This window comes from Vibrio sp. B1REV9 (assembly GCF_905175395.2).
Classification (GTDB): Bacteria; Pseudomonadota; Gammaproteobacteria; order Enterobacterales; family Vibrionaceae; genus Vibrio; species Vibrio alfacsensis.
Map to the genome: position 1 here is coordinate 952291 of NZ_HG992745.1, position 19700 is coordinate 971990.

Genomic DNA, 19700 nt, shown 5'->3' on the forward strand with positions numbered 1-19700 from the left:
TGAGGTTGCATGAGAGTGACTAAGTATTGTTGGCGAATAACAAAAAAAAACACATCGCTTATTGCTCAACATCAATAAGTCATACATTAGAAAATTATTAAGTATGAAGTTTATAAAGAACACATTACTGCTATCTTTGCTGTCAGCAAGTGCAGTGGCGAATGATCTGGATGCTAATAACATTGCAATGGATCTACTAGCTGGCGCAAAAGGCGTCTATAACAAAAACTTTTATTTTAGCGATAAAGGCAACAACAGCTTTAGACATCTACAGCTAGAAGCACACAACCTACCGACAGGAACGGGTATTACCATTCGCACCGAAGCGGGTGACGTACTACACCATAACTTCCGACTAACCAATGGCGAGCACCAACTCTACCTGCCTGAGCAAGGTGGTTTTATTGTCTCGTTAACTCTGCCAAATGGCGTGCAACTGGCTAAAGATGCTCGTTTGGTTATTGACAAAATCTTATATTCTCAGGAGGCAGAGGGTGCTACGGAGCGTAATGCCGTTGGTGTTGATGGCCGCAAACGTCTTGCTTGTTATCAAGGGGCTGAGTTTTATGGTTGGGGTCGTAGCGCAATTGCTTTAAATAATAATAATCTAGGATCTGCATCTTCGATTGGTGCGGGTAACTTATTTCTCACGAACTACCATGTAATTGGAGAGCCTAGGCCAATTAACGATACTGTTGCCTTGTTTAATTATCGTCATAGCTCTTGTGAAGGTGATAATCAAATAGAAGATATTATTCGCTTGCCAGTGACTGAAGTAACGATTAGTGGCCAACACGGTGCTGATTATAGCTTTTTCAAAGTCAACGAATTTGATTTGATTAACTCAGAAATAAAGCGTTTGTTCGGTGGCTTAAAGCTGGCAAATAAGAAAGTACCAGATGGTTCACCATTAATGATACCGCAAGGCTACCATAAAACTATTGTTGCCAGTGAACATGATGATGGGAATCCATGCTCTATCCTTGGTCAAGACAACTCGACCATGCTATATAACTGTGATACTGAAGCAGGCAGCTCTGGCTCACCAGTTATCTTACAAACCACTGGCGAGCTAATTGGTCTTCACGCTGCTGCTGCACCAACAAGAAATGTTGGTTGGCAAGCCTCCTTGATACACCAACAAAACCCTTGGCTTGAGGATTATGCCGAGAATATTGCAGTACCGGCGAGTACCAAACCGGTTAAGCTTAATAATGTTGCTGTCTCACCGTTCTCTAACGATGGTATAGTAATAAGCAGCAGTGAGCCGGTTTATTTCAATAACCCTAAAATTACTATGCACCATCGTGATGAGTATTCGTTGGTGTATCCACAATATCTTGATGAGCACACAAACGAAGAGCACAGCGCAGCAGAGCTTAATCTACCGATAAAAATGTGGTTAGAGTCTAAAGGTAAAGCTTACCCTATTAACCACAATATCAATGACGCAACCGACGTGACATTAAAATATGAGTCTTATAAAACGGCCTCACTATTGTCGCGCGCTTGGGTACCTCTTGATATGTATAATGCGCAAGGCGAGTTGATCCAGCACAACGTCATCAGGCACACGACTAACTGGTTCGACGCCATGGTGCCACCGTTTGATCCAGAGGTGGTAAATGCTGATATTGAAATCTTTACAATCAATGACTTTACTAAAGTCACTAAGTTTGAAAAAGAGGGTAGTCATCCCTATGATGGCATGCTGGTATTCTATCCAGAGCAAGGGCCTATCGCGCCAACTTGGCATGAAACTCACAAGCTAGAACTGCCTGTGGTGATTGAAAACAGCAACACAGAAACCCAAGAGGTTGCGTATATCACTGCATATCGTTGGAGTTGTGGGCAAGTAATGTCATTAAACTCGCAAGCTACCTGTAATGACAAAAATGCGATCTTTAATTTTGAGTTCCATCCAGATAAAAACAGGCACCTCGAGGTTGGCGATTATTCAGGTATTTTGCCGTTAAAAATCATGCAAAGGTATGTTGATGGGACGAAGACGCATGTACTGATGAACATCGACATCTCTGTGCCGGAAATGTCGCCATACTCTGCAGTTAAGCTCTATTCTGAGCTCGATCAAAGTGGTGAAATGGTGCAACTATCTGCAAATGTTGCGGATCTAAATTCGTTTGATTTTGGCAACAAGCTGTCGTCTTATAATATTCCAGCTAATTACCGAGTTCGTTTTTATGAGGGCACAAACTTCACAGGCCGTTACTATACTCGTGATGCTGGTGTGACGAATGCTAGCCACTTCCTGGATATCGTAAACTCAGTTGAGATTTTGACTTCCCCTAGTTATATGAAAGGCCCAGAACTCTCATTAATTGATAAAGCGAGCTATTTCCCAGGTCAGGATGTTGAACTGGATGCCATGGTGAAGTCCGAAAATAACATTTCGTTGAGCTATCAATGGCAGTTACCCGAAGGCTTTAGCATTAAGTCGGGTGAAAACAGTGGCAAGGTGGTTATTGCGACACCCAAGCAAGCGATGAAAAACCAGCCTGTGACTCTCACTGTAACCGATGGCAAGGCGGTTTCTACCTCAGTGGTGTATTTATCAAGCACACCATCTTTAGCGCCCACGTTGCATGGAATTAGTAATATAACTATTGAGCAAGGTTCAGTATTTGATCCTCTCGATGGCGTGAGTGCAACAGATGATCTAGACGGTGATGTTAGCGCTTCTATTAGGGTTAGTGGCATAGTTAATACTGATGTTGCTGGTCATTACGAGTTGCTTTACCGTGCTCAAGATAGCGAAGCAAATGTGACAGAATTGCCACGCATTATCACGGTGGAAAGCACTGATAGTAGCTGCGGCACAACCGACCCAGAAGCTGGCAAGTACCCACAGTGGCAATCAGCAACGGTATATACCGGTGGCGATATTGTCAGCCAAGATAACTTAGTCTGGAAAGCCAAGTACTGGACCCAAGGCAATAAACCATCACGCACTGCTGACCAGTGGCAATTGATTAGCGATGTACAACTGGGCTGGAGCAAAGGCGTAGTGTACAACGGCAATGACATCACTACGCACAATGGCCGTCAGTGGCAAGCCAAGTGGTGGACAAAGGGTGAAGAGCCTGGAGTTGCGAGCGTGTGGATGGATATCGGCGCAGCAAGCTGTCAATAACCCTCGCCTAACATCAGAAATTAACGCCTGTCAGTATATTCTGTCAGGCGTTTTTCGTGCGCCGAACATGGAATTGCTTGAGTAGGCCAAATCCGAAAGAAGTAAATGAAAAAATATGATTGCGATGAACAGAAAGCTGATAGTATCGTTGGTCTACAATCTTTAACCAATCTGAGATATCGTCAGTGTCTTCGGATAAAAAGCTATTAATGACAATAGTGTGTACGCCCTTTCCTTGATGTATAGAATTAAGGCTGTAAGTTATTGTTATATTAGCTTTTCGATTTGTGATTACCAAGTGATTCTGTGTCTGAAGCATGTAATGTAGATCCAACACAATCCCATTCCATGGTCTTTTATATCCAACAGTATCCTAGTAAATACAGCTAGTTAAAAGACCATGTGAGGTATTCAAAATCCGTTGCCTTCGGGCGTGGCGGTTCAAGTCCGCCTACCGGTACCATATTTAAATGACAAAGCCTCGACGAAAGTCGGGACTTTGTTGTATCTGCTCCAATATAAAAGCCCCTCGTAGTTCTTTCCTTATGATCCATTTGGATGATATTGATGGCTAACAAGATATAGCCTTTAGCTGAGTACAAAATGACAAGTAACAGAACGCTATTAATTAAATTTATCGTACTTATTGGGCTTCTCGGCTTTGTGAGCGTGGTAGGGTATAAATTCATCACCGAAGGCATACATGATGCGGTGATCTTCACTCCCGTGATAGATGATTTTATGTGGGGAATTCTATGTTCACTTATTGGCGCTCTTTTTTGTGCTGGAGCGCTGTATAACAAATCAGTACCTAAAAGGCTTTGGAATGCAGTGAAAGGTATTTTCTTTTTAGTTAGTGGGTTAAATATGCTATTTGATGGTGTACAGGCATTGTTCTAATTGGAAAATGCACGGTCTCTTCATCGAATAAAATTGAAGAAATAAGATAGAACAAAGCCTCGGTACAACCCGAGGCTTTGTTGTTTGTGACGCGTTATAATTACTTTTCTTTTAGAGATAGTCGGTAGTCTAGTTGCGCTTCATACAGTGATTCTGGAAACACTCGCTTACCGTTTGATTCGATATATGCTTGGGCAACGTTTGGCGCTGGTAAGTGTTTGTACTCAGCCCATTGCTTTTGCGTTGCAGCCAGCATGTATTCTCGCTGGGATTGCACCTGTAATGGATTGCCATGTAAACCAATTAAGTGCGGCATGATTAATTTGCCGTATTTGCCATCACTGGACATAAAGTAGAGATCTTTGTTCGACTCCCCTAAGTTTTCAGCATTCCACAGATATAAGCCTTTCAGGTGATTTGGTTGGTTCTGCACAGCGGCTCCCCAATGTCCTTTTACAAATCCGCCTCTCACATTGTCAAATAAATTATCCATAGATTGAGCACCATGCAAATCTAGCCCCATCTTTGGCGAATATTGGCTACGCAAAATGACATTGTGGGTAGAAAACTTTGATAAACCTGGAGCATGCCATGTATGAGCCGAATCATTCACATCCTTAATTAGGTTGTGGTTTCCGTATAAAATGGACAGAGCTAAATGGCCTGGATTACCCGTTAAGGTAATGTCTTGCACCGTGGTGTTGAATGAGTTAGCGACCTGTATCCCTTGGCTAAAGTTCGTGATTTTCACGTTTTTAATCCAGCTATCTACAGCAAGCGATAATCGGAGAAAACTATAACCACTGTCGTGAATAGCATTTTTGTGATGGATAAAATCGCCATTCCAAGCACCCTCAAAACTTAAATCTTGGATACCAATATTAGCCGCAGGGTTTATTTTTGATACGGTCCATGTGTCTTGAGCGATGATGTTATGGGCAATAGGTACATCAAAGGTCATTCGATTGCCATTGATCGCGATAATCCGGTGCTTTTCGAGTTTGCGTAGATTGGCTGCAAGAGCGGCCCAAAGTGGTTTTCCTTGTTTGTTTCGTTCAAATTTATAAGGATCAATCGCTTCTTTTATTCGTTCCTGATTAGAAATGTTGCCCTCAAGTTCAACATAGTCTCCAACATTAAAAGTACTTGCATCGGCCACATATACATCAAAGCTACTGCCTCGAATTGCGTCTTTCACTACCTTTGTCGTAGTGGCGGTTTTAAATTTAGATTTATCCCCTCCAACTTGAACTAGGTAAGGCGTTGACCACATCTTACTTTCTGATTCTGGAAATAAATGATCTTTCATGACAAGAATGGTTTTGTCGGTACCATCGCCCTTTATTACGATGTTACTGCCAATAATCCGGATGGTTTGATGGTGAGTGATTTGTTGTTTGTCTTTTTTATCAATTAGTTGATTGTCAGAGGCTGAATTGATTATGTAACGTCCTTTTGGAACATAAAAGACCGCACCATTTGTCCCGTTTTTGACATACTCTGAAACGGCCTTTGCCATACGTTGAAAAGCAGGTTTATCGCTTATGTTGTCGTTAGCAATGGCCCCAAAATCGAGTATGTTGAACACCTTATAGCTAGGCTCAATATTTTGAGGTAAGGGGTTAATCCCTGTCTGGTAGCCTGCATACGAAAAATTAGGTGGAATCAATCCATCTAGCTCGTATTTGTTAACATCAATGAGATCGCTATTGGCGTTTCTGCTCGCTAAATAGTTTTGCCAGTATTGAGATGTGCTTTCAGATGCGGTTGCTGTTGTAGTAACAGAGGCTACTATCAATAAAGAGTAAATTTTTTTATGCATGGCATTTCCACTACTTCTTTCATTTTCTTTTGTTTTTGTGTTTTTATCTGAAACTTTGCATTAAATGAAGATTTTTGAAATGTTTAGTAGTGAGCCGTCACACTATAAATTCATATATGTGATGATCTTATATATCTGATTTTTTCCTTTTGTGACATTCTCGGTCATGCACTACTGAATGAATAATGGAATATCTAAAATGGACAGCAACACGCCCAAACTCTCTCTACGAACGATTGAAGCGGTAGATTACTCAGAGCTTGCAGAATTAATGGATCTTGTATTTCACGATGTTGGAGGTTCTTGGCCTCGAATGACGATTATGGACCTGATTCACCAGTTTCCAGATGGGCAGATTTGCATTGAAGACAATGGGAAAATTGTGGGCGCGGCACTGACGATAAAAGTTGATTACAACCGTTTTTCGCTTCCTCATTTATATACAGACATCATCACGGAAAACAACGTTATTCAGAACCAAGTTACGGGCGATGCAATGTACGGACTTGATGTATTTGTTCATCCTGATTATCGCGGGCTTCGTTTAGGGCGACGGCTTTATGATGCACGTAAAGAGTTGTGCCGAAGTAAAAACTTCAAAGCAATTTTAGCTGGTGGACGTATTCCCAATTACCACAAATATTCTGACGAGTTTTCTGTCGCGGATTACATCGATAAAGTAAAACGCCGTGAACTGCATGATCCTATTCTCTCTTTTCAATTAGCGAATGGCTTTGACGTCAAACGTATCATGCGTGGATACCTCCCAGAGGATGATGCATCAAAAGGTTATGCCACCTTATTGGAGTGGGATAATTTCTTTTATGAAGAAGATATCGAATCAATCCATGATGTCGAAAAGACCCTCGTTCGTATTGGCGTTGTCCAATGGCAAATGCGAGCCATGAATGATTTGGACGATCTTTTAGAGCAGGCTGAGTTTTCATATCATCGCTCGCCAATTACAAAGCGGACTTTGCCTTGTTCCCTGAGTTTTTTAATGCGCCACTTATGGGACTGAAAAAAGACCAAAACTCAGTGGAAGCAATTCGCTTTTTGGCGAGTTTTAGTGACGAGATAAAACGACGCTTTTCTCAGATGGCGGTGACCTACAACATCAATATTGTTGCTGGAAGTATGCCCGTAATTGAAGATGGGAAACTGTTTAATGTTGCTTATCTATTACAGAGAGATGGTCAAATTAATGCTCAGTACAAAATCCATATTACACCGCATGAAGAAAAAGATTGGGTGATTGATGGTGGTAATCAAGTACAAGTCTTTGAAACGGACGCAGGTAAAATCGGTATTTTGATCTGCTATGACAGTGAGTTCCCAGAGCTCGGTCGAATGATGGCGGAGCAAGACGTTCAGATCATTTTTGTTCCTTTTTGGACGGACACGAAAAATGGTTATCAACGCGTCCGTCTTTGTTCTCAAGCTCGAGCGATAGAGAATGAGTGTTATGTCGCGATTGGCGGAAGTGTTGGTAATTTGCCACGGGTGGACAATGTTGATATTCAATATGCGCAGTCAGCAGTATTTTCTCCATCTGACATTTACTTTCCGCATGATGCAACGTTAACTGAAGCGAATGCGAATACAGAAATGATCATTTTTGCCGATGTTGACTTAACCAAGTTAAAACAACTGAACACAGAGGGTTCTGTCACAAATTTACGTCACAGGCGTTTGGATCTGTACGGTGGGTTTACACAGGCAAAAGGGCAATAATGAGGAATTGGATGAGTTGAAATAGCAAAGAGTATGTTTCATCTCCTTTATTGCTCTTCTCGTTACATATTGCGCGTTCTAGGCCACAAGTTTTGTGGCCTAATTTTTTGGTTCTTTGATAGGAAGCACAGAGAGAGCATTAATCGTCTTCCAGTAGATGATTTAGTTGAATGAATTCACTAACATTCTGAGCTGAGAATTATAACGAGAATCTTGTTAATACAGTGGCTTCATTAAAACTGACAGTGGACCGGATACAACCCGGCTTACATATTCGCCTTCCTCTAAAATGGAATGATCATCCTTTCTTACTGAATAGCTTTAAAATTAAAGATCATCAACAAGTAGAAATGATCCGTCATCTTGGCATTAAGTTTGTCTACTTTAACCCCGAGCAAAGTGACGCATCGCCTTTACCTGTAAACCAACCACAGGAAGATGTTTCTACAGATGAATCGCTAGATTTAGAAGCTCAAAAGTTATGGCAAGAAAAGCAAAATCGTATTGAAAAGCTCAATGCTTATCGTCGTCGTGTGATTAAGTGCGAAAAAGAATTTGAGCGCTCGCTTGCACGTATGCGAGCGGTGATGATGAAAATACGTAATCGTCCTATTGATGCCGTAGATGAAGCTAAGCAGTTAATTGATGACATTGTTGATAAGTTGATGTCTGACGACAATGTCACGCTGCACCTTATGAATGGTAAGAATGAATTTGAAGATGTTTACTTTCACTCTCTAAATGTTGCGGTCATCGCTATGATGATTGGCAGAGCAAAAGGCTATTCAGCTGAGAAGTTGAAAGCTCTGTCTTTTGCCGCGCTGTTTCATGACATGGGGAAAATTAAGATTCCCACAGCGATATTGAGAAAACAACAGCCATTGACTGAACCTGAAAGTAACTACCTCAAGTTACATACAAAGTATGGCTTAGACATCGCTAATGAGATTGACTGCTTTCCGGATAGTGCAAAAACCGTTATTGCTCAGCATCACGAGTTAAATGATGGTTCAGGTTATCCAGAGGGATTAAAAGGAGATGCGATCTGTGAATTGACTCAGGTGATCATGGTTGCTAATGCATTTGACAACTTGTGCCATACGCCGGTTGTCGCGGAACAGAAAATCCCTTACACCGCGCTCTCTCATCTCTATAAGAATTGTAAACATCTATATAAAGAAGAAAACCTCAATATTTTAATCAAGTTTATGGGAGTATTCCCGCCAGGAACGGTGGTTCAACTTTCAAATAACATGATTGGCTTGGTGATCTCGGTAAACGACTCCCATTTGTTATATCCCAATGTATTGGTGTACGACCCGACGGTACCGCGCACTCAAGCACCGATTATTGAGCTTGCATCCAAAGATATTAAGATAGTTAAGGCGATTCATCCGTCGAAACTCCCAGATAAAGTAAAAGAGTATATTAATCCACGCTCTCGAATATCGTATTTCTTTGATAGTGACGAATAGTTACCCACAGATTTTTGTGAATAATCTGTGTAAACCCTGAGTGTTATTTTGCTCTTTTCTTCTTGTTGGATGCAAAGTGTTCGGTTGATGCTTTTTTTGGAAAAAAATGCATATTTAGTATTGCCAAAGAAAAGTAACTCCCTATAATGCGCATCCACCGACACAGCAGATGCGATAAGGCTTCAGCAATGTCGGAGAGGTAAAAAGCTTCTGAGAAAATAAATTGAAAAAGTACTTGCTACTCTCAATTATCTCGTTAGAATGCACCTCCGCTTTGAGAGAAAGTTTTCGAACAAAGCAAGCTCTTTAAAAATAAGAACCTATCAATCTGTGTGGGCACTCGTTGATGATAATCCAATTAGATATTTCTTTTCTTAACGGAAAGCGGTATCAAATTAGGTTTCAATGAACTGAGTGACCAAACGAGTCGAAAGACTTGGCACAGTCAATTCATTATCGTTCTGTTGGAACGATAATAGCTTTAAAATTACTTCTTACTTTCGAGTAAGAGCAGTTTTGAAGTCAGTATTCATTGAGCCGAACAAAATCTTAAATTGAAGAGTTTGATCATGGCTCAGATTGAACGCTGGCGGCAGGCCTAACACATGCAAGTCGAGCGGCAGCGACAACATTGAATCTTCGGAGGATTTGTTGGGCGGCGAGCGGCGGACGGGTGAGTAATGCCTAGGAAATTGCCCTGATGTGGGGGATAACCATTGGAAACGATGGCTAATACCGCATGATGCCTACGGGCCAAAGAGGGGGACCTTCGGGCCTCTCGCGTCAGGATATGCCTAGGTGGGATTAGCTAGTTGGTGAGGTAAGGGCTCACCAAGGCGACGATCCCTAGCTGGTCTGAGAGGATGATCAGCCACACTGGAACTGAGACACGGTCCAGACTCCTACGGGAGGCAGCAGTGGGGAATATTGCACAATGGGCGCAAGCCTGATGCAGCCATGCCGCGTGTGTGAAGAAGCGCCTTCGGGTTGTAAAGCACTTTCAGTAGGGAGGAAGGTTCATGCGTTAATAGCGTATGGATTTGACGTTACCTACAGAAGAAGCACCGGCTAACTCCGTGCCAGCAGCCGCGGTAATACGGAGGGTGCGAGCGTTAATCGGAATTACTGGGCGTAAAGCGCATGCAGGTGGTTTGTTAAGTCAGATGTGAAAGCCCGGGGCTCAACCTCGGAATTGCATTTGAAACTGGCAGACTAGAGTACTGTAGAGGGGGTAGAATTTCAGGTGTAGCGGTGAAATGCGTAGAGATCTGAAGGAATACCGGTGGCGAAGCGCGGCCCCTGGACAGATACTGACACTCAGATGCGAAAGCGTGGGGAGCAAACAGGATTAGATACCCTGGTAGTCCACGCCGTAAACGATGTCTACTTGGAGGTTGTGGCCTTGAGCCGTGGCTTTCGGAGCTAACGCGTTAAGTAGACCGCCTGGGGAGTACGGTCGCAAGATTAAAACTCAAATGAATTGACGGGGGCCCGCACAAGCGGTGGAGCATGTGGTTTAATTCGATGCAACGCGAAGAACCTTACCTACTCTTGACATCCAGAGAAGCCAGTAGAGATACAGGTGTGCCTTCTGGGAACTCTGAGACAGGTGCTGCATGGCTGTCGTCAGCTCGTGTTGTGAAATGTTGGGTTAAGTCCCGCAACGAGCGCAACCCTTATCCTTGTTTGCCAGCGAGTAATGTCGGGAACTCCAGGGAGACTGCCGGGTGATAAACCGGAGGAAGCGTGGGGACGACGTCAAGTCATCATGGCCCTTACGAGTAGGGCTACACACGTGCTACAATGGCGCATACAGAGGGCGGCCAACTTGCGAAAGTGAGCGAATCCCAAAAAGTGCGTCGTAGTCCGGATTGAGTCTGCAACTCGACTCCATGAAGTCGGAATCGCTAGTAATCGTGGATCAGAATGCCACGGTGAATACGTTCCCGGGCCTTGTACACACCGCCCGTCACACCATGGGAGTGGGCTGCAAAAGAAGTAGGTAGTTTAACCTTTCGGGGAGGACGCTTACCACTTTGTGGTTCATGACTGGGGTGAAGTCGTAACAAGGTAGCGCTAGGGGAACCTGGCGCTGGATCACCTCCTTATACGATACGGATAGTTTGCTTTCACTTTTTAAAGTGAAGACAAATGAGTCTCGATGAGTGTCCACACAGATTGATGGTTTTGAAGCGAAAGCTTCGAGCTATTATTGCTCTTTAACAATTTGGAAAGCTGACAAAAAACAAATCTTGTCTTAAATAGATAAGCGTTTGTTTGTAAAGTTCTCAAAGTATTCATTTCGATGAATACACAAAAACACATTCAAGTGTTCTTGGGTTTTGCGAAAGCAAAACATATTTGAGTCCGGCAAAATCGATAGCTATCTCGCTCATTCAAATAATGAGATAGCAACTTTGGTTGTTTAAACAACAAACTCAAGATTTCTTCTGAAACTCTTTGGGGTTGTATGGTTAAGTGACTAAGCGTACACGGTGGATGCCTTGGCAGTCAGAGGCGATGAAAGACGTAGTAACTTGCGATAAGCCCAGATTAGGTAGTAACAACCATTTGAGTCTGGGATTTCTGAATGGGGAAACCCACTAGCATAAGCTAGTATCATTAACTGAATTCATAGGTTAATGAGGCGAACCGGGGGAACTGAAACATCTAAGTACCCCGAGGAAAAGAAATCAACCGAGATTCCGAAAGTAGCGGCGAGCGAAATTGGACTAGCCCTTAAGCTTTGATATGCGTTAGACGAACGGTCTGGAAAGTCCGGCGATACAGGGTGATAGCCCCGTAGTCGACAACGCACATTCAGTGAAATCGAGTAGGGCGGGACACGTGATATCCTGTCTGAATATGGGGGACCATCCTCCAAGGCTAAATACTACTGACTGACCGATAGTGAACCAGTACCGTGAGGGAAAGGCGAAAAGAACCCCTGTGAGGGGAGTGAAATAGAACCTGAAACCGTGTACGTACAAGCAGTAGGAGCAGGCATTGCGTCCTGTGACTGCGTACCTTTTGTATAATGGGTCAGCGACTTATATTCAGTGGCAAGGTTAACCATCTAGGGGAGCCGTAGGGAAACCGAGTCTTAACTGGGCGTTCAGTCTCTGGATATAGACCCGAAACCAGGTGATCTAGCCATGGGCAGGTTGAAGATTGAGTAACATCAATTGGAGGACCGAACCGACTAATGTTGAAAAATTAGCGGATGACTTGTGGCTAGGGGTGAAAGGCCAAATCAAACCTGGAGATAGCTGGTTCTCCCCGAAAGCTATTTAGGTAGCGCCTCGGACGAATACTACTGGGGGTAGAGCACTGTTAAGGCTAGGGGTCATCCCGACTTACCAACCCTTTGCAAACTCCGAATACCAGTAAGTACTATCCGGGAGACACACGGCGGGTGCTAACGTCCGTCGTGGAGAGGGAAACAACCCAGACCGCCAGCTAAGGTCCCAAATTATTACTAAGTGGGAAACGATGTGGGAAGCGCTCAGACAGCCAGGATGTTGGCTTAGAAGCAGCCATCATTTAAAGAAAGCGTAATAGCTCACTGGTCGAGTCGGCCTGCGCGGAAGATGTAACGGGGCTAAGTAATAAACCGAAGCTGCGGCAATGAAGTTTACTTCATTGGGTAGGGGAGCGTTCTGTAAGCCGTTGAAGCGTGTGTTGTAAAGCATGCTGGAGGTATCAGAAGTGCGAATGCTGACATGAGTAACGATAAAGGGGGTGAAAAACCTCCTCGCCGGAAGACCAAGGGTTCCTGTCCAACGTTAATCGGGGCAGGGTAAGTCGACCCCTAAGGCGAGGCCGAAAGGCGTAGTCGATGGGAAACGGGTTAATATTCCCGTACTTCTTACAATTGCGATGGGGGACGGAGAAGGCTAGGTGGGCCTGGCGACGGTTGTCCAGGTTCAAGTGCGTAGGCTTAAGAGTTAGGTAAATCCGGCTCTTTCTAAGGCTGAGACACGACGTCGAGCTACTACGGTAGTGAAGTCATTGATGCCATGCTTCCAGGAAAAGCCTCTAAGCTTCAGATTGTAAGGAATCGTACCCCAAACCGACACAGGTGGTCGGGTAGAGAATACCAAGGCGCTTGAGAGAACTCGGGTGAAGGAACTAGGCAAAATGGTACCGTAACTTCGGGAGAAGCGTACGCTCTTGATGGTGAAGTCCCTTGCGGATGGAGCTGACGAGAGTCGCAGATACCAGGTGGCTGCAACTGTTTATTAAAAACACAGCACTGTGCAAAATCGTAATGATGACGTATACGGTGTGACGCCTGCCCGGTGCCGGAAGCGTTAATTGATGATGGGGTTAGACTTCGGTCGAAGCTCTTGATCGAAGCCCCGGTAAACGGCGGCCGTAACTATAACGGTCCTAAGGTAGCGAAATTCCTTGTCGGGTAAGTTCCGACCTGCACGAATGGCGTAATGATGGCCACGCTGTCTCCACCCGAGACTCAGTGAAATTGAAATCGCTGTGAAGATGCAGTGTACCCGCGGCTAGACGGAAAGACCCCGTGAACCTTTACTACAGCTTGGCACTGAACATTGACCCTACATGTGTAGGATAGGTGGGAGGCTTTGAAGCAGGTACGCTAGTATCTGTGGAGCCGTCCTTGAAATACCACCCTTGTAGTGTTGATGTTCTAACGTCGACCCCTTATCGGGGTTGCGGACAGTGCCTGGTGGGTAGTTTGACTGGGGCGGTCTCCTCCCAAAGAGTAACGGAGGAGCACGAAGCGTGGGCTAATCACGGTTGGACATCGTGAGGTTAGTGCAATGGCATAAGCCCGCTTGACTGCGAGAATGACAATTCGAGCAGGTGCGAAAGCAGGTCATAGTGATCCGGTGGTTCTGAATGGAAGCGGCCATCGCTCAACGGATAAAAGGTACTCCGGGGATAACAGGCTGATACCGCCCAAGAGTTCATATCGACGGCGGTGTTTGGCACCTCGATGTCGGCTCATCACATCCTGGGGCTGAAGTCGGTCCCAAGGGTATGGCTGTTCGCCATTTAAAGTGGTACGCGAGCTGGGTTTAGAACGTCGTGAGACAGTTCGGTCCCTATCTGCCGTGGGCGTTGGAGAATTGAAAGGGGCTGCTCCTAGTACGAGAGGACCGGAGTGGACGAACCTCTGGTGTTCGGGTTGTGTCGCCAGACGCATTGCCCGGTAGCTAAGTTCGGAATCGATAACCGCTGAAAGCATCTAAGCGGGAAGCGAGCCTTGAGATGAGTTCTCCCTGATACTTTAAGTATCCTAAAGGGTTTTGTCGGAGACTACGACGTTGATAGGTCAGGTGTGTAAGTGCTGTGAGGCATTGAGCTAACTGATACTAATTGCCCGTGAGGCTTAACCATACAACACCCAAAGGGTTTTGATGGACTCAAAGCAAGAACAGACTTGATTGTGTAGAGAACACAGAAACAGCTTTCCAAACTTTTTGTTTTCACTTTTTAAAAAAGTGGAAGTAAAAAGACAGAATTTGCTTGGCGACCATAGCATTTTGGACCCACCTGATTTCCATTCCGAACTCAGAAGTGAAACGAAATAGCGCCGATGGTAGTGTGGGGCTTCCCCATGTGAGAGTAGGACATCGCCAGGCTTTAATTAAAAAGATCCGGTCAATAGTACGGGATTTTGGTCCGAAAAGGACATTTGATGCTGATATGGCTCAGTCGGTAGAGCGCATCCTTGGTAAGGATGAGGTCCCCAGTTCGATTCTGGGTATCAGCACCATTCACAAACAGAATTTTACTTGGCGACCATAGCACTTTGGACCCACCTGATTTCCATTCCGAACTCAGAAGTGAAACGAAGTAGCGCCGATGGTAGTGTGGGGTTTCCCCATGTGAGAGTAGGACATTGCCAGGTTCTTATTTAGACTCCAGAGTCTAACCAGTGCGGAGCGGTAGTTCAGTTGGTTAGAATACCGGCCTGTCACGCCGGGGGTCGCGGGTTCGAGTCCCGTCCGCTCCGCCATTTATTCAGACAAAGCCCTAGCAGAAATGCTGGGGCTTTTTCGTATATGTATAAACTTGGTCTTCGACCAACGAGTCCCGCTTGAACGCAAGCCCGGCCGTCCCGCCATTTATTCAGACAAAGCCCTAGCAGCAATGCTGGGGCTTTTTCGTATATGTATAAACTTGGTCTTCGACCAACGAGTCCCGCTTGAACGCAAGTCCGGCCGTCCCGCCATTTATTCAGACGAAGCTCGAGCAGAAATGCTGGGGCTTTTTCGTATATGTATAAACTTGGTGGTTGACCAACGAGCCCCGCTTGAACGCAAGCCCGGCCGCTTCGCTATTTATTCAGACGAAGCACTAGCAGCAATGCTGAGGCTTTTTCGTATATGCATAAACTTGGTCTTTGACCAATGAGTCCTGCTTGAATACAAGCCCTGACGATCTTCAGTCCGCCAGCCTTTCTCCTATTTGTTGCAGCAAAACCCTAAACGTGCGTTATTGCAGCAATACTAAGTCTTTATCATATCGAGCGTTTGCTACTAAGATATTTTGGAAATACGTCTGAAAACGTGATTTAGGAGAGGCAAAGAACAGACAAACTGATGAGCACACATCAGTAAACTATGTTTGCTTTACTCTTATTGGCTGTGAGGGCTACTCTAAGAACAGTCTGTCTTGGAGTGCAAACTAATGATCCAGCTATTACGTAGTACAAAATTAAAAAAATTATTTGAAAGCCTGTCCTCACCAGAGGGGATCGCAGTCATTAACCCTGCGACAGAGGAGACGCTGATTCGCTTAGAGCCAAGTTTGCTAACGGAACTGGATGAACAGATTGAACAATGCAGAACAGCACAACAAGAGTGGTCGAAGTTGGCAGCGAAACAACGATCTCAGATACTCAAAAACTGGTTTCAGTTGCTTGTAGAACACGCTGAAGATATCGCTACTATTATCACATTGGAGCAGGGGAAACCTCTCACAGAAAGTCGCGGAGAGGTCGCATATGGTGCATCCTTTGTGGAATGGTTCGCAGAAGAGGCTAAGCGCGCTTATGGAGAGGTTATTCCGGCAACATCTATGGATAGACGCTTGTCTACGATTAAACAGCCTGTAGGTGTTTGTGCGGCGATTACGCCATGGAATTTTCCTATTGCTATGATCACTAGAAAAGCGGCTCCTGCTCTTGCTGCAGGCTGCGGTATGATCGTAAAGCCATCAGAATTAACGCCGCTAACGGCTCTTGCTGTTGTGGATTTAGCTCATCAAGCAGGTATTCCTAAAGCGTTATTATCTTTGGTTATCTCTGAGCAAGCGGCGGAATTCGGCCAGATACTGAGTACCGATCCAAGAATCAAGAAGATATCTTTCACGGGGTCGACTCGTGTTGGGAAAATCCTATTAAAGCAAGCGAGTGATACAGTAAAGGCTGTCTCTATGGAGCTTGGCGGAAATGCCCCTTTTATTGTCTTTGATGATGCAGATATAGAAAGTGCCACAAATGGATTGATTGCATCTAAATTTCGCAATGCAGGACAAACGTGTGTATGTACCAACAGATTATATGTACACGAGAGTATCAAAGATGATTTTGTTGCAGTCCTATTAGATAAAGTATCTGCATTGCAGGTTGGTAATGGGCGGGAACCAACAATCACACTTGGTCCAGTTATCACGATGGCTGCTAAGCATCGCCTGGAGGCAAATATCGATCAGGCAGTGCAAGAGGGGGCTCTCATCATTAACCAGCCTCAAAAGCTACCTGGGCGCTTTATGGAGCCTGTTTTACTCGACAATGTCGAGCAAGACATGGCGATTGTTCAGCAGGAGTTATTTGGACCTGTCTTGCCCATCATTACGTTTGAGAATGATGAACAAGTTCTCGCAATGGCAAATGATACGGAGTATGGATTAGCGTGTTACTTCTACACAGATAGCTTGAAACGTATTATCAAATTCAGTGAATGTTTAGACTATGGCATGGTTGGTGTTAATGAGGGAATTATATCTACTGAAGTAGCTCCCTTTGGAGGCATCAAAGAGTCAGGGATAGGGCGTGAGGGATCAAAACAAGGGATGGAGGAATACTTAGAGACTAAGTATGTTTGTCTTGGTGGGATAAATTAGTGCTTTTATGCCCATAGTTATAACCTATTAATAGTTATAACCCATTAAAGGATAAGAGGGAGCGAGATGTCAGTCTGGCTTCTCTCATATTAGGACTGATTGAATTGCTGATTTTGTGAAAAGTGATAAAGACCAGTTCTTTTAGAACGAAAAAAGCCGTATCAAATGATACGGCTTTTCGAAAGTGGCTCCTCCTGCTGGGCTCGAACCAGCGACCTGCGGATTAACAGTCCGTCGCTCTACCAACTGAGCTAAGGAGGAACTATCCTGTTTGTGCTTTCTTAAAAATAGTTTAAAACTAATCAAGCGCACTGAATAAATGGTGCCGACTACCGGAATCGAACTGGTGACCTACTGATTACAAGTCAGTTGCTCTACCTACTGAGCTAAGTCGGCACATTGTATTCTTTATTGTCGTTCGTGCTAAGCACCAACAACTAGAAATTGTGGTGCCCGGAGGCGGAATCGAACCACCGACACGAGGATTTTCAATCCTCTGCTCTACCGACTGAGCTATCCGGGCGACGAGGTGTATTAAAAGGCTTTTTGGTCTCTAGGTCAACAATAAATTTAAAATAAAATATCGTTTGATGAAATTGTGCTCGGAGTGGGGTGTTTTTATGCATTTTAATATGGTCGCACACCATATTTTAAGCTTTTAGGCACACTAGAATGATAAATCCTAATACGGTTAATGGTGTCTAAAATGAAAAGAGCACGTCCTAAAACGTGCTCTTGTCTAACTAAATATGATTAAACTAGTTCTTTACGGAGAACTTCTTCACCCAACCTTCCAGTTCATTTGCTAAAGCGGATAGGGTTTGTGTGCTGGTTTGACTCTCATTTACGACCAAGTTTAATTGACAACCACTCTCTTCGATTAAGTTAATACGATGTGCAATGTCATCACTTACTTGTGTTTGTTCTGCTGCTGCGGTTGCAATTTGTTGACTCATTTCAGATATAGACTCAAGTGCAGTAACAATTTGCTGAAGCGCCTCTGACGCATTCAAAGATTCTGTCACCGTGCTTTCACTCGTCTCTGCACAGATCTCCATGGTCTGAATCGCATTACGTGAACCGTCTTGTAGGTTTGCAATCATTAGCTGGATTTCTTTTGTACTGTCTTGTGTGCGGCCTGCGAGGTTACGTACCTCATCAGCGACAACAGCAAATCCACGGCCTTGTTCGCCCGCTCGTGCAGCCTCGATTGCTGCGTTTAGCGCTAGGAGGTTCGTTTGTTCGGCAATGTCGCCGATCACATCAAGAACCTTAACGATGCTGTTTACGTCCTGATCCAGATCTGCAACCGCTTGGCTAGCCGTATTAAGTTGCGTTGCTAAACCTTGGATATTGTCAACGGTGCTGTGAATGAGAGATTGTGTGTGTTGGCTCTGCTTGTCAGCTTCGTCGGTATTGTTTGCAGTATCACTTGCAGAGGTTGCAACGTGATTTGCAGAAGATGCCATTTCTGTCATTGCTGTTGCGATCATTGCAGTGGATTGTTGTTGAGACATGGTTAGCTCTGCAATTGAATTGGAGCGCGATTCTACCGCTGACAGTTCAGATCGAAGATCATGCATTGAACTTTCCAAATTAGTGACCATTTTAGCCAGAGATTGACTCATATCCTGTACTGCGTCGTAGATACTGCCTTTTGGTGCAACGGTATCAAATGTGATTTGGATATTGCCTTGTGCTACGGCTTGTACTGCTTTTCGTACGTCATTTGGTTCACCGCCAAGAAGGTTGAGCATTTTGCGAATAGAAATGATCAAACCACCCAAAATTGCCCCTGCGATAGCCAAACATAATGTGAGTTGCCATTGCGCTGTTGACCAAAAGCGAGCGTTTACCTCATTAAATCCAATACCTGTACCAACAACCCATCCCCAATGAGGCGTCTTCTCTGCGATAGAGTGCTTTTCTTCAATCGTACCGTCTGGTAACTGCTGCGTCCAAGTGTATTCAACGATTTGACCTGTTCTATGGCCCAATACATCTACAATCAATTGACCGACACTATTACCATTTCCATCTCGGAAATCATGAAAGCTTGTACCGTGCAGTTGAGGATCAAGTGGCGCGGCAATAAACATCATATTTTCATCGGCAACATAAACATATTCGTTATCTTTATAGAGATTATTTCTCAATAGTCGAGTTGCCAGGGCCTTAGCTTCGCTTTCTGACATTTTGCCCTCGATGGCCATTTTTTCCACTTCGGTCAGAATGCTGTAAGCACTTTTAAATAGTTCTGTTACTCGAGCTTTGTTATCAAGATTGCTTGCAACTCGAAGAGTCCAAAGTCCTGATGCCGTCAGAGCAAGTAGAGCAATCAATATGATTGCAGATAAGAAATAAGCTTGAGTTTTTAGTTTCATAGTAGGCTCACAATAATAGAAACGTCATACTGTATATTTAAAGAGGCTAATAATAAATTCTTCTGGTGATCTTTGTACAGGAGCGTTGGCGTTGAACCGGTGAAATTATGATTTAGTCTAAATTT

Annotated in this window: 6 protein-coding genes, 5 tRNA genes, 4 rRNA genes and 1 pseudogene; 11 read left to right on the forward strand and 5 right to left on the reverse strand. The window is 44.3% G+C overall.

Annotated elements, in window-relative coordinates; genetic code table 11:
• The first annotated feature begins 103 nt into the window (after window positions 1-103).
• Complete coding sequence (locus KHN78_RS09935) at window positions 104-3151, forward strand: carbohydrate-binding protein (protein ID WP_211915933.1); 3048 nt, start codon at window positions 104-106, stop codon at window positions 3149-3151.
• A gap of 603 nt (window positions 3152-3754) precedes the next feature.
• Window positions 3755-4051 carry a hypothetical protein gene (locus KHN78_RS09940; protein WP_211915934.1) on the forward strand — a complete coding sequence of 99 codons (297 nt, stop codon included), beginning with the start codon at window positions 3755-3757 and terminating at the stop codon, window positions 4049-4051.
• 100 nt (window positions 4052-4151) lie between these two features.
• On the opposite strand, the gene KHN78_RS09945 is transcribed toward KHN78_RS09940, so the two are convergent.
• Window positions 4152-5873: a DUF4955 domain-containing protein gene (locus KHN78_RS09945; RefSeq protein ID WP_211915935.1), complete on the reverse strand. Its 1722-nt coding sequence runs from the start codon at window positions 5871-5873 to the stop codon at window positions 4152-4154.
• Between the two features lie 199 nt (window positions 5874-6072).
• Here KHN78_RS09945 and KHN78_RS09950 point away from each other — a divergent pair.
• The 9 genes and pseudogenes from KHN78_RS09950 to KHN78_RS09990 all read left to right on the forward strand — a co-directional run bounded on the left by KHN78_RS09950 (window position 6073) and on the right by KHN78_RS09990 (window position 17191).
• Window positions 6073-7607: pseudogene (locus tag KHN78_RS09950) on the forward strand (GNAT family N-acetyltransferase).
• A 224-nt stretch (window positions 7608-7831) separates the two neighbouring features.
• Window positions 7832-9082: an HD-GYP domain-containing protein gene (locus KHN78_RS09955; protein WP_211915936.1), complete on the forward strand. Its 1251-nt coding sequence runs from the start codon at window positions 7832-7834 to the stop codon at window positions 9080-9082.
• Window positions 9083-9633: 551 nt separating this feature from the next.
• Window positions 9634-11190: ribosomal RNA gene (locus KHN78_RS09960) — 16S ribosomal RNA — on the forward strand.
• A 364-nt stretch (window positions 11191-11554) separates the two neighbouring features.
• A 23S ribosomal RNA gene (locus tag KHN78_RS09965) occupies window positions 11555-14458 on the forward strand.
• Between the two features lie 128 nt (window positions 14459-14586).
• Window positions 14587-14703, forward strand: a 5S ribosomal RNA gene (rrf, locus tag KHN78_RS09970).
• Between the two features lie 58 nt (window positions 14704-14761).
• A tRNA-Thr gene (locus KHN78_RS09975) sits at window positions 14762-14837 on the forward strand.
• Window positions 14838-14855: 18 nt separating this feature from the next.
• Window positions 14856-14972, forward strand: a 5S ribosomal RNA gene (gene rrf / locus KHN78_RS09980).
• Together the 16S, 23S and 5S rRNA genes with 2 tRNA genes alongside form the textbook arrangement of a ribosomal RNA operon.
• 31 nt (window positions 14973-15003) lie before the next feature.
• A tRNA-Asp gene (locus KHN78_RS09985) sits at window positions 15004-15080 on the forward strand.
• A gap of 674 nt (window positions 15081-15754) precedes the next feature.
• A complete protein-coding gene (locus KHN78_RS09990; RefSeq protein WP_211915937.1) occupies window positions 15755-17191 on the forward strand; it encodes an NAD-dependent succinate-semialdehyde dehydrogenase in 1437 nt (478 codons plus the stop codon).
• Window positions 17192-17376: 185 nt separating this feature from the next.
• Here KHN78_RS09990 and KHN78_RS09995 read toward each other — a convergent pair.
• The 4 genes from KHN78_RS09995 to KHN78_RS10010 form a co-directional block, all read right to left on the reverse strand.
• Window positions 17377-17452, reverse strand: a tRNA-Asn gene (locus KHN78_RS09995).
• 59 nt (window positions 17453-17511) lie between these two features.
• Window positions 17512-17587 (reverse strand) — tRNA-Thr (locus KHN78_RS10000).
• Between the two features lie 51 nt (window positions 17588-17638).
• Window positions 17639-17714: transfer RNA gene (locus tag KHN78_RS10005), tRNA-Phe, on the reverse strand.
• Window positions 17715-17949: 235 nt separating this feature from the next.
• Entirely contained in the window at window positions 17950-19575 is a 1626-nt protein-coding gene (locus tag KHN78_RS10010) for a methyl-accepting chemotaxis protein (RefSeq protein ID WP_211915938.1), read from the reverse strand.
• Between the last annotated feature and the right edge of the window lie 125 nt (window positions 19576-19700).